Here is an 11510-nt window from a genome sequence, read left to right on the forward strand (position 1 = left end):
GCTGCCCAGAAGTATGGATGGGCATTATAGGTATTTTTTACCTTCAATTGTGCTGTGCGCAATGCACTGCGTTTGTCAGTTTCTTTTAAAGACTTATAGAACTGCTGCATCAAAATTGAGGTGGCCTGATCATCAACTTTCCAGAGGCTTGAGACGATAGAACTGACACCGGCGTAAAGAAAGCCACGGGTAAAGCCCACCACGTCGTCTCCATTTGCCACCTTGCCCAATGCGGTTTCACAAGCGGAGAGTGTTACCAAATCGGCAGGCAAACGCAGATCGTAAAGCTCTCCTACTGTAAGCGTACCATCATTTTCACTATCGCTGGACATTAACAGACCGGATGACAAGGGCTTTTCCGCATCAAATGTCCCATGAGTGGCAAAATGGATGTAGCGGAACTGATCTCCAAAGTGTTTTATAGCAGTTTCCGTGGCTTGTTTGCGGAGGAGCAACCTGGTTTTGGGCTTGTCTTTTGTGATAGCAATCGCTTCATTTTGGGCGCCCGGCAAATCATAAGTCGGATCACCCAAATCAGGATTGCCAAAGGCAAGCAAATTACCAGCGTGACCTTCACGGCGATCTTTAAGGAACGTCATAACGCTGGCACTTGGTAATACACGAATGCTGTAACGGTCTATCAGAAAGCCGTCTTTCTCATAAAGTGCGTTGAAGGGTAAATAGTGGAGCGCTCCATGCGGCACGATTGTCAGGTTTTTTGAGCCAATCATTCCTTCTATAGGCTGGATCAGCTTTTCGTAAAGAGCTTGTGCGTCAGCTTTGAACTGGTAGGAATCAGTATCCATTAAATGCTTTCTAAACACTTCGATTTTCTGTCTCAATTCTTTTACTTCCAGTTTTACTCCACGTACTCCATCATGGTTTACTATAAAGGCGAAGAATGTGTCACCCGAACCAAAATATTCCACCAGGGTTTCCCCTTCCGGAAGCTGTTTGCGGATTTCATCGAGGGTGGGGGTGCTGACGGTAACCAGGGCGGCAATTTGTGGTGAATATTCTTTTATTTTCTTTCTAAGTGACAAGGCCCGGGCCAGGGCCTTTTCAATCTCTCCCAGATCCAGCAAACCCCGAGCACGAAGAAGCTTTGACATCAACGCCATCCCCTCGGTGGGCATCATAAAGACGGAATAAGTCCCTTGCTCTATTCGCCGGTCCATATTGTCCAGGCAGGGAAAGAGCCGCCCATAATCCCGGGTTTCCAGCAACGCTTCGCAGACAGCGTAAATCTGCATATCATCAGCCTGCTCAAAGGTTTTTACACCCTGGTCGAACATCCGAACATTATCCCCATACTGCCCCACCTGGCTTTTCCACATCATATCCGGGCCTCCCCCGGGAGTAGCGCAGGCGGAAATGAAAATGGTTAGGAGAAAAAATTTGGAGATCGTTAAAAAGAGACGCATGTCAGCCCTCCCACCTTTATTAAGAACATGAGTGTAAATCATTAAAACAGTATTTTTATATTGAAATATGCAATATGTCTGGTAGACTTAGACTTACTTTATTTATTACATATTTTCAAAATAAAAATATATGTGCTGTAATATAATACTGCAAACAGGCAGTATTATATATGTTAGGCGATGTGAAAATTTATAATTTATTACAAAAGGAGATTAGAATGAAGATCTATGTAGGAAATTTGTCGTACGAGGTCACCGAAGAGGACTTACGGCTGGCTTTAGAACAATTCGGGCAGGTTGAATCCGCTACCATTATAAAAGACAAGCATAGTGGTCAATCAAAAGGATTTGGATTCGTGGAGATGGCCTCTAAAGCTGAAGGGCAGTCTGCAATCGAAGGCCTAAATGGCAAAGAGCTAAAAGGAAGAGCGCTTAACGTGAATGAGGCTCGCCCTCGCACCGAAAGTCGCGGTGGCAGAGGAGGACAAGGTGGTGGCAGAGGAGGACAAGGTGGTGGCAGAGGAGGACAAGGTGGTGACAGAGGAAGACCAAAGGGTGGCCGTAGTTTCTAATCATAGACATTCAACATATATAACTATGATCATATAAAATTTCACCTGTTTTATATTGCGCCCCTTACCCCGCCTACAAGGCGGGGCTTGCGGGTGCGCTCCCGGTCAATAGGCAAAAAATCCCTTTGGGGGAAAAGTGCTTTCCCCTCTAATGGTGAAAAAGGGGTTAACCGATTTTGGTTAACCCCTTTTAATTTCTGGAGGCGGCAACCGGACTCGAACCGGTGAATAACGGTTTTGCAGACCGCTGCCTTAGCCACTTGGCTATGCCGCCTTTGAACCTTTGAAAATTAAGACGCTTGCAAAACCCGCAAACGTCTTAATTTTTATTCGTATGGAGCGGGCGAACGGAATTGAACCGTCGACGTCCACCTTGGCAAGGTGGCACTCTACCGCTGAGTTACGCCCGCACGTATTTACATGTATGTCGAAAATTATGTTAAAATCAATATATTGTCAATAAAAATTTTTATGTTAAATCCTTTTTCCCCGATGTTACTCTTCAATTGTTCCCCTGTAAAATTTTACAAAGTAGTCTACGCCTGACCAGATTGTCAAAATGAGGGCAACGTAGAGGATGATCATACCTACGAGATGGGCATTAATCCCAAACAGCGGATAATGAATTATAAGAGCTGATACGGCGATAATTTGAGATAGAGTTTTTCTCTTCCCCAGCTTACTGGCAGCAATAACAATACCGTCTGACAAGGCAATATTTCTTATTCCGTCAACAACAATATCACGTATGATAATTAAAGCCACGATCCATGCCGGAATATAACCTATGGATATCATCAATATCATAGCCGTGTTTACAATTATCTTGTCTGCCACGGGATCTAACAACTTCCCCATCTTGGTTACGATCCCGTATTTCCTGGCTATATAGCCATCCACCAGGTCCGTTAGCGCTGCAAGAATAAAAATGGCTGCTATAAATAAGCTTAATGTCCTGCCCGGGGAAAGGAGTATCAAAAACAGCACGGGTATAACACCAATCCTCAGCAATGTTATGGTGTTAGGAAGATTAAGTATCTCTTTATTTTCCGATCCTATAGGCAGTTTATCAAATAACTTTTTCAAAAAATCGGTGATCATAGACTATCACACTATCCCTTCTTTCCCGGCACCTTTTCCCAGTCGGCTAAGAACCTTTCTATCCCTATGTCGGTAAGCGGATGATTTGACAACTGCGCTATCACCTTGAAAGGAATAGTCGCAATATCGGCTCCCATCATCGCCGCTTCGAGCACATGCAGCGGATGTCTAACACTGGCAACAATAACCTCGGTTTCAAAATCATAATTGCTAAAAATAATCATTATCTGTTCCACAAGATCCATGCCATCATGGGAAATATCATCGAGCCTTCCCACAAACGGGCTCACATAAGCGGCGCCTGCCTTGGCCGCCATCAGGGCCTGAAGAGGAGAAAAAACAAGCGTTTGATTGACACGAATCCCGGAATCGGAAAGCCTTTTGGTTGCCTTCAATCCCTCAGTAGTCATCGGAACCTTCACAACCACATTATCACCCAGTTCTGCCAGCTTACTCCCCTCGGCAACAATTCCATCCGCATCTAAACTGATTGCCTCCAGGCTCACAGGGCCTTCGACTACCGACAAAATCTCCTTAATAACAACCTCAAATGCTTTGTTCTCCTTTGCTATCAGAGATGGGTTGGTAGTCACGCCGTCGACCATTCCCATACTAATGCCTTCTTTAATTTCATCAATATTTGCAGTGTCTATAAAGAATTTCATGCAACCTCCTCATATTTACTCACAATCATTGACCGGAGCTTTTCCCCTCCGCCTTATATTTATTAAAACATTCTTCACTGCAGAAGTAAACCGTCTTGCCATTTATAGATGCCCTGTAAGCATCGCTTATCGGCACATAAGTATGGCAGTAAGGATCCATCACTAAATCTTCCTTTTCAATAGACACCACTCCTTCAGGAAACTTATCGGGCGGTCTCGTTGAAGTAAGAAAAAGACTTTTGGCCAGTCGATATACTAAATAAATAATTACAGCGGTAACTATAAAACGAAGAAACATATTGCTCCTATTGTCGTATCAATCAAGAAATGTCATTTCGACCGCAGGGCCTGCCCTGGCGCGACATCTTTGGGTGATTCCGCTGTCCATGCAAGCCAGGTCTGGGCCAGGGAGAAATCTAAGATTTCCCAGTCGTGAAGACTCCTTCGAAATGACAGAGTATCGCCGACATGACACTATTACCATTTTCAGTAAAAATTCGACATCATACCGCTTTTTTATGTTACTGACGACTGCATGTTAATTAGTTCAACTCCGCTTCTGTCCTGAAGACTGTCCAGTAATTCTTTTACTGAAATTCCAAAGGCGGGGTGAACAAAATCAGGGGCAATCTCACATAACGGAACGAGGACAAACCGTCTTTTATGAAGCTCAGGGTGAGGTATTATCAGCGTTTCATCACCTATGGTATTCTGTCCATAAAGAAGAATGTCCAGATCTACTGTTCTTGGCCCCCATTTTTCTGTTCTTACCCTACCCATGTCGTCTTCAATCTGGTGCAGACTCTTCAAGAAAAAATGCGCAGAAAGAGTTGTTTTAGCTTCAATAACACAATTGACGAACGGACATTGTTCTGAAAAACCGACGGGCTCTGTCCTGTATAAAGAAGATCTCTGCAAAACCTCCACCTCATTGAGAGATGAGATCAGTTCAACAGCCCGAAGGCAATTACCAATGGGATTACCCAGATTGGAACCTATACCCACAAAACCGATAATGTCAGACACCTTTTCTATCACCTTGTTTTGTTCGGTTTCGTTCCTCCCACCAGAGGCGGATCTTCGATAACCCAACCCTACATACTTTAAACTTTGAACTCGAAACTCTTAATCCCTCAACCCCAGCACGTCCTGCATATCGTAAAGCCCGTTTTTCTGATCTACGATCCACATCGCCGCCCTGATCGCACCTTTGGCAAAGTTGTCCCGGCTGTGTGCTTTATGGATAAATTCCAGCCGTTCGCCGATACCGCCGAAAATAACGGTATGTTCACCAACGATATCACCGGCCCTTATAGTTTGAACGCCTATTTCATCTTTTGTCCGTGCTCCAATCATCCCTTTTCTTTCATAGACACCAACCTGATCCAGATCACGGTCGAGGGAGGCGGCGATAATCTGGGCCATCTTCACTGCCGTCCCGCTGGGTGCATCTTTTTTTAAGTTATGATGTGCTTCCACTATCTCTACATCAAAGTCATCTCCCAGGATACCGGCCACATCTTCCAGCACTTTAAACATTACATTCACACCAATACTCATATTAGGAGCAAGAACGCATCTTGTTTTTTCAGCTAATTTTCTTACCTTCCCCATCTCGTCCGGTGTAAATCCTGTGCTTCCAATCACGATAGCTGTATTATTTTCAGCCGCAATCCCAAGATGAACAAGAGATGTCTCATGATTCGTAAAATCTATGATGACATGCCCATTCCGGACACATTTTTGAATATCATCTTCTATTATTACGCCGGTTTTGTCCAGACCGAGTCTCTCCCCGACATCCTTACCAACAGACGGGTGACCCTTCATTTCCACGGCACCGGCTACATCTATTCCTTCAGTTTCGGAAATGAAGCTTATTATCCTGCTCCCCATCCTGCCGGCAGCGCCCGCAACGATCACTCTGACCATACTCAATCTCCCCAAAACCATAAATACTCAGCAAACAGCAACCAGCATGTTTTGCCCTGTTATTACCTAAAGCTGACGGCTGTTAGCTGAGCGCTTGTTTCAAATCAGTCCGTAATCTGACACAACCTTCCTCAACCTTTCATAATTGGCATCGGACATCTTCGGCAGGGGAAGTCTCAGTTCATATTCAATCTTCCCCATCATGGCAAGCGCCGCCTTTACGGGAATAGGATTTGTTTCAAAAAAGAGCGCGCTCATCAGGGGAAACATCTTGTAATGCAATTCTCTCGCCCGCAGCAAATCGCCGGCCTCAAAAGCATCAATCATGCCCGCCATATCAGCCGGTGCCACATTCGAAGTTACAGAAATGACTCCCTTTCCTCCAACGGCGAGGAGTGGAAGAACAGTGAAATCATCACCGGATAGAACAGCAAAATCATCGCCGCAACAACCTATGACTTCACTCACCTGAGTAAGTGATCCGGTTGCCTCTTTTATTCCGACAATATTACTAATCCGGGACAACCTGCCGACTGTTTCCGGTAAAAGATTGGTTCCCGTTCTGCTTGGAACATTATACAGAATAATAGGAATCGGAACTTCTTCAGCTATCATTTTATAATGCTGGTACAGACCTTCCTGTGTCGGCCTGTTGTAGTAGGGTGTTACCATCAATACCCCATCCACTCCCACCTTGTGGGCATGTTGTGTCAGTCTCAGAGCTTCTTTGGTACTGTTGGATCCCGTACCGGCAATAACAGGCACTCTCTTGTTGATCGCCTCTACCGCGATTTCAATAACCCTGTCATGTTCCTCATGTGACAGTGTAGCAGATTCACCCGTAGTCCCGCATGGAACTATGCCATCGGTCCCATTCTCTATCTGGAACTCGATAAGTTCCCTCAATGACTCCTCGTCTACCTTTCCATCCTTGAAAGGTGTGACAATTGCCACTATCGCGCCCTTAAACATAAATTCCTCCTTCTATCCTACTCTTTCCATTATTCGTAAAAATTCCATTAAAGGAGAGAGGGTTAACTTTTATCCTCTCAAAAATTCCGGTATCTCCTCCCCCTTGATCAGATCAGAATATTCTTCTCTTTCTCTTATAATATAATATCGATCATCCTTGACAAGAACCTCTGGTATTTTAGGTCTCGAATTATAGTTCGATGCCATGGTGAAACCGTAAGCACCAGCACTCATTACCGCAATAAGCTCCTCTTTATTTAACCTGGGGAGCATCCTCCCCCTTGCAAGAAAATCCCCCGACTCACAGATCGGCCCAACAACATCGGCAAGAAAACTCTCCCTGTCTCTCAACATTACAGGCTGAATGTTATGATATGAATCATAGAGACTGGGGCGTATCAAATCGTTCATTCCCGCATCGACTATAACAAAATTTTTATCAACATTGCTCTTGGTGTAAAGCACTTTGGAAACCAGTATCCCAGCATTGCCGACAATCACCCGTCCGGGCTCAAGTATGAAAGTGCACCCGATCTCATTCGAGGCATCGATGACTGCCCTCGCATACTCCTCGGGATCAGGGGGAGTTTCATTGTCGTATGTAATTCCGAGACCGCCCCCGAGGTCGAGATATTTTATATCAATATCCTCTTCCCTGAGAAGGCATATCAGCTTTTTTAAACGGTCAACGGCATCCAAAAAGGGGGAAATCTCTGTCACCTGCGAACCTATATGGCAATCCACCCCTATAATATTAATATGCTCTAATCTCTTTGCCTTACGGTATTCGTCCAGAGATTTTTCAACATCTATTCCAAATTTACTCTCCTTAAGGCCGGTTGCTATATGAGGATGTGTCATCGGATCGATATCCGGATTTATTCGTAAGGCGATCCCGGCTTTTTTACCAATCCTCCCTGCACAGTCATTTATCAATTCAAGTTCCTGGGAAGATTCAACATTAAACATCAGTATTCCGGCTTTGAGGGCACTCTCTATCTCATCCACTCTCTTTCCAACACCGGAATAAACTACCTTATTCGGATCAGCGCCTGCCCTGAGTGCGCGGTACAGCTCACCCCCGGAAACAACGTCCATTCCCCCGCCTTCATTCACAAATATTTTCAGTATAGCGATATTAGAATTGGACTTGACAGAAAAACAGATGATATGGGGAACATCAGCAAAGGCCGTATCAAAGACGCGAAAATGATGCGTCATAGACCCGTGGCTGTATAAATAAAATGGTGTGCCAACCTCTCTGGCAATATCATCCACCGGCACTTCTTCACACCATAGTTTATTGTCCACATAATTGAAGTAATTCATAGTTAAGCCATTCTGAATAAAGTCTCTCTGTGCCTCTGTGCCTTTGTGCCTAATACTTGATGCACTCGTAAAAAGTCAGTTTTTGTCACCCTGAATTCATTTCAGGGTCTCTAACTTATTGAAATATTTAGATGCTGAAACAAGTTCAGCATGACAAATGACACATTTTGAGACTTTTTGCGACTGCACTAATACTTAATTTCCGCAATGTTTGAATCACCACTGCAATACCCATCGGAATTACATATCTCAATCTTATAAGAATACAACCATCCTGCCTTTACCTTTGAATCAAGATAATTTATTTTCCCCTTTGCTTCCTTGAGCAGTTTTGGATCCCCGGAGGAAAGCTCGGCAATAAGTAAATATTCTCGCGGGCAGCCAACACAACTGTCACCTTCTACTTCCAGTGCACTTCTATATATCTTAAATTCGGCAACATCAGTGTTACTTTCCGGAACGCTCCAGGCAAGAACAATTTCCCCCTCGGCAATTTTGACGCTGAGATCATTAACCGCCTTCGGAATTTTGATTTCCGGCGGAACAGGATTCCCCTTTTTCCCGCAACCGAGATAGAATACCGTCAGGAAAAAGATGACTGCTATCAATGAAACATTTTTCACAGTATTATTTTTAATGACCGAACGCCCTCCCCACATAATTGTTTTTGGTTCTTCTCCCGATTAGTTGATGCAAAGGGTTCGAGGATTCAAGGATTCAAGGGGTCAAGTGCTCGGGGTTGTTTTTCTTCCATATCCTTCTGCTATGTTACTAAAAACAGAGACTGCTGCCCTCCTTATTTGCGATGTAAGGCCGTATCTTTATTCTTTAGGAAATCCTTTTGTTATTCTGTAAATTTCTAAACAAAGCTGATAGGATCTTTGCCAAACTTTTAACTCTTTATAATTCTTTAGCATTTCACTCGAACCCTTGACCCCTTGAATCCTTGAATCCTTATGATCCTACCAACTATTTTGGAGATGATCCTTGTTTTTAATCTTTACCTCTTGATTACCGTGCTTCATGCCTCTTTTTCAATCTCTTCAATCCGCTTCAGAACAACTTCTCTTGCTGTACCGCCATAACTTTTTTTTGAGCTGACAGAACCTTCCGCAGTTAAACATCCATAAACATCCTTGTCAAAACTGGAATGGAATTTCCTGAATTCTTCAATGGTCAGGTCAGACAGTTCCTTGTCATTTTCAAGACAGTACCCCACGATACGTCCCACTATCCCGTGTGATTTCCTGAAAGGAACGCCCTTCATCACCAGATAGTCGGCAACGTCTGTAGCTGTTGAAAATCCCCCGGCTGCCCCCTCCAGCATCCTCTCCTTCTTAAATTTCAGGTTCTTGGTCATCTCCGACAGGATTTGGAGACATCCTTTAACCGTATCGACCGTATCAAAGAGCGGTTCCTTGTCTTCCTGCATGTCCCTGTTGTACGACATGGGAAGACCCTTCATCACGGTCAGAAGGGAAACCAGGTTTCCATAGACACGACCTGTCTTCCCCCTTATCAGCTCGGCGACATCCGGATTTTTCTTCTGGGGCATGATGCTGCTGCCCGTGGCGAAGGAATCGGATATCTCTACAAAACCGAACTCACTGCTTGACCAGATAACAAGGTCTTCACAAAAGCGGCTCATATGCATCATTAAAAGAGATGCATCAAAGATAAACTCGGCCACAAAATCCCGATCCGAAACAGCATCCATGCTGTTTTCGGTAATTTTTGGAAATTTCAATAGTTCAGCCACATAATCCCGGTCAATCGGAAGACCGGTACCAGCAAGGGCAGCGGAACCGAGAGGCATAATATTTATCCTGTTGTAACACTCTTTCAGTCTGATCTCATCCCGATCCAGCATTTCCCGGTAAGCAAGGAGATAATAGGACAAAAGTACCGGCTGCGCCTTCTGCAGGTGAGTGTAACCGGGCAAGATGGTATCAATTTCGTTCTTTGCTGTGGCAAGGATAGAAGACTTTAGCAAGGAAATCAAACCGAGTATCATGTTAACTTCATCCCTGAGGTAAAGCCTCATATCGAGGGACACCTGATCATTTCTGCTTCTACCGGTGTGGAGCTTCTCTCCCGCCTTTCCAACACGTGCAATAAGCGCCTTTTCAACAGCCATGTGCACATCTTCAAGATCCAAAGTCCACATGAAATTTCCAGCTTCAATATCATCCAGAATATCCTCCAGACCTGCAATTATCTTCTTTTCTTCTTCAGTAGAAATCATTCCCTGCCTGGCAAGCATCTTACAGTGAGCGACACTGCCTTCAATATCATATCGATAAAGACGTTTATCGAACATGATGGAAGCGGTAAACTCCTCTACCAGTTTATGGGTGGGCTGATTAAACCTGCCTCCCCAAGGCTTTTCATCAGATCCTGACATTTGACACTCCATAGGGTTGAACTACCTGCAAAGATCACCACAGACTGCAGATCAGTTCCAACCCTTTTCAGTTATTAATCCATACATTATGAGAGTACTGACCTGCCATTGTTATGGCGACTTCCTCAAATAGACAATAATACATCAACCTGCTCACCGGTTGCTTCATTGATGACCAAAAGTTTACCTTTATCCTCACGCTGTAATTGCTCATTTGCGTTTAACAGCTCAATACCATAAATAGTCCCATCAGCAGCCATATCAACGATCAGCTCATCACTAATTTTGATGGGTTCAACTTCTGAGGTTTTTGATCGAAACCGAATATAAGCAACGTTGTGCCGAGGGTCATAACTGAGTTTCATAACCTATCCTCCATAACTAAAAATTAAAAATAGCGTGTAATAACTGTAATGACTAACCAACTGGAACCTTCTTGTACGGCGTATGCTTCCACCTGTTTTGTACTGCAATACTTACCGCGCCATTTTTTATGAAATGAGAAATTACGTCGAAAACCAATTCGCTCGAATTTAGCTGGAAATTGCTCACCCTTTTCAATAGCAGCCTTCACTTCGTCTATGGTAACCCCGCGCTCTTCCATACGTTCACGGGCATGAGGATGAAAACGAATAGTCATGACTTATCTTTTTCCCAACTTCCGCAATGTTTCCATATAGGCCCTAATGCTACGGGCCATGGCGTTTATTCTATGTGTGTCCGGCTTCTCCCCGTCAGATTAATGCTTATGGCAGGTTCTTATTAATGTATATTGTAAGTTTGCCCCATTCACTTCCTGCTAATATTATTATACTCTCCAGCTTTGTAATTATTCATAAATTCCGAAGGCGTTAAGACAAAAACATTTATACCACACTTCTTGCGAATCCTTTCCGATTGTGCCTTGAATTGCCTATAGTATCTGTAATCTGTTGTAACATAATACGGGGTGTGAATTGTCGAAACCAATAAATTGAGCCTGTTCAATAATTAAGATTCAGCTGGTAAATAAATTGTAGAGGAACCCGAAAACAGGCCATATAATGATTATCCTGTTCAATACTGGTGTTCAATATTGAAAAAGAGCACAAACTGGGCGAAATATATAGGA

Annotated in this window: 13 protein-coding genes and 2 tRNA genes; 1 reads left to right on the forward strand and 14 read right to left on the reverse strand. The window is 43.9% G+C overall.

What is annotated here, in order from left to right; genetic code table 11:
- Positions 1 to 1340: CHAT domain-containing protein (locus Q7J27_10140; GenBank protein MDO9529504.1), on the reverse strand; the 1340-nt coding region annotated here is incomplete at its 3' end.
- A gap of 302 nt (positions 1341 to 1642) precedes the next feature.
- Here Q7J27_10140 and Q7J27_10145 point away from each other — a divergent pair.
- Positions 1643 to 1996, forward strand: a complete 354-nt coding sequence (locus tag Q7J27_10145) for an RNA-binding protein (protein MDO9529505.1) — start codon at positions 1643 to 1645, stop codon at positions 1994 to 1996.
- 198 nt (positions 1997 to 2194) lie between these two features.
- Here the strand turns inward: Q7J27_10145 and Q7J27_10150 are convergent.
- From Q7J27_10150 to Q7J27_10210, 13 genes are all read right to left on the reverse strand, one after another.
- Positions 2195 to 2270 (reverse strand) — tRNA-Cys (locus Q7J27_10150).
- A 61-nt stretch (positions 2271 to 2331) separates the two neighbouring features.
- Positions 2332 to 2406, reverse strand: a tRNA-Gly gene (locus Q7J27_10155).
- An 85-nt stretch (positions 2407 to 2491) separates the two neighbouring features.
- The gene (gene pgsA / locus Q7J27_10160) at positions 2492 to 3097 is read right to left on the reverse strand and encodes a CDP-diacylglycerol--glycerol-3-phosphate 3-phosphatidyltransferase (GenBank protein ID MDO9529506.1); all 606 of its coding nucleotides are present in this window, start codon (positions 3095 to 3097) and stop codon (positions 2492 to 2494) included.
- Positions 3098 to 3108: 11 nt separating this feature from the next.
- Positions 3109 to 3762 carry a fructose-6-phosphate aldolase gene (gene fsa, locus Q7J27_10165; protein MDO9529507.1) on the reverse strand — a complete coding sequence of 218 codons (654 nt, stop codon included), beginning with the start codon at positions 3760 to 3762 and terminating at the stop codon, positions 3109 to 3111.
- Positions 3763 to 3787: 25 nt separating this feature from the next.
- Positions 3788 to 4060: a hypothetical protein gene (locus Q7J27_10170; GenBank protein ID MDO9529508.1), complete on the reverse strand. Its 273-nt coding sequence runs from the start codon at positions 4058 to 4060 to the stop codon at positions 3788 to 3790.
- A gap of 218 nt (positions 4061 to 4278) precedes the next feature.
- Positions 4279 to 4788, reverse strand: a complete 510-nt coding sequence (folK, locus tag Q7J27_10175) for a 2-amino-4-hydroxy-6-hydroxymethyldihydropteridine diphosphokinase (GenBank protein MDO9529509.1) — start codon at positions 4786 to 4788, stop codon at positions 4279 to 4281.
- A gap of 99 nt (positions 4789 to 4887) precedes the next feature.
- Positions 4888 to 5694: a 4-hydroxy-tetrahydrodipicolinate reductase gene (dapB, locus tag Q7J27_10180; protein ID MDO9529510.1), complete on the reverse strand. Its 807-nt coding sequence runs from the start codon at positions 5692 to 5694 to the stop codon at positions 4888 to 4890.
- 99 nt (positions 5695 to 5793) lie between these two features.
- The gene (gene dapA / locus Q7J27_10185; GenBank protein ID MDO9529511.1) at positions 5794 to 6666 is read right to left on the reverse strand and encodes a 4-hydroxy-tetrahydrodipicolinate synthase; all 873 of its coding nucleotides are present in this window, start codon (positions 6664 to 6666) and stop codon (positions 5794 to 5796) included.
- Positions 6667 to 6735: 69 nt separating this feature from the next.
- Positions 6736 to 7995 (reverse strand): diaminopimelate decarboxylase, encoded by a 1260-nt coding sequence (lysA, locus tag Q7J27_10190; protein ID MDO9529512.1) that lies wholly within the window; start codon positions 7993 to 7995, stop codon positions 6736 to 6738.
- 188 nt (positions 7996 to 8183) lie between these two features.
- Positions 8184 to 8618 carry a hypothetical protein gene (locus tag Q7J27_10195; protein ID MDO9529513.1) on the reverse strand — a complete coding sequence of 145 codons (435 nt, stop codon included), beginning with the start codon at positions 8616 to 8618 and terminating at the stop codon, positions 8184 to 8186.
- Between the two features lie 398 nt (positions 8619 to 9016).
- A complete protein-coding gene (gene argH / locus Q7J27_10200) occupies positions 9017 to 10399 on the reverse strand; it encodes an argininosuccinate lyase (protein ID MDO9529514.1) in 1383 nt (460 codons plus the stop codon).
- Positions 10400 to 10524: 125 nt separating this feature from the next.
- A complete protein-coding gene (locus Q7J27_10205; GenBank protein MDO9529515.1) occupies positions 10525 to 10764 on the reverse strand; it encodes a DUF2283 domain-containing protein in 240 nt (79 codons plus the stop codon).
- Between the two features lie 23 nt (positions 10765 to 10787).
- On the reverse strand, positions 10788 to 11039 hold the full coding sequence (locus Q7J27_10210) for a DUF4258 domain-containing protein (protein MDO9529516.1): 252 nt from the start codon (positions 11037 to 11039) through the stop codon (positions 10788 to 10790).
- Positions 11040 to 11510: the final 471 nt, after the last annotated feature.

Source organism: Syntrophales bacterium (assembly GCA_030655775.1).
Taxonomy (GTDB): domain Bacteria; phylum Desulfobacterota; class Syntrophia; order Syntrophales; family JADFWA01; genus JAUSPI01.